Origin of the sequence: Pseudoalteromonas sp. 19-MNA-CIBAN-0066 (genome assembly GCF_040308705.1) — a bacterium.
GTDB classification, from domain to species: Bacteria; Pseudomonadota; Gammaproteobacteria; order Enterobacterales; family Alteromonadaceae; genus Pseudoalteromonas; species Pseudoalteromonas nigrifaciens.
This window is the reverse complement of record NZ_JBEONZ010000179.1, coordinates 1-279: the sequence shown is the minus strand read 5'-3', so window position 1 is coordinate 279 and position 279 is coordinate 1. Positions and strand designations below refer to the sequence as shown.

1 protein-coding gene is annotated in these 279 nt (G+C 49.1%); it reads left to right on the top strand.

The window, feature by feature from the left end; all coding sequences use genetic code 11:
* The coding region (locus AAEZ18_RS18715; RefSeq protein WP_352255898.1) for a transketolase-like TK C-terminal-containing protein at positions 1–279 on the top strand (279 nt) is incomplete at both ends.

The following is a 279-nucleotide window of genomic DNA, read 5'->3' as shown; positions in this document are numbered from 1 at the left end:
GATTAAGTCAGAAAATAATCCGTCAGCGCTCATCTTTAGCCGTCAAAGCTTACCGCATCAAGCACGTGACAGCGAGCAAGTCGCTAACATCACTAAAGGTGGTTACGTGCTAGCGAAGGAACAAGGCGAGCTAAAAGCAATCATTATCGCCACCGGTTCAGAAGTTGGCTTAGCTATGGAAGCGTATGCCACGTTGAGCGAAAATGACGTTGGCGTCCGTGTGGTCTCTATGCCATGTGCTGAAATCTTTATGGAGCAAGACGCCAGCTATCGTGACGC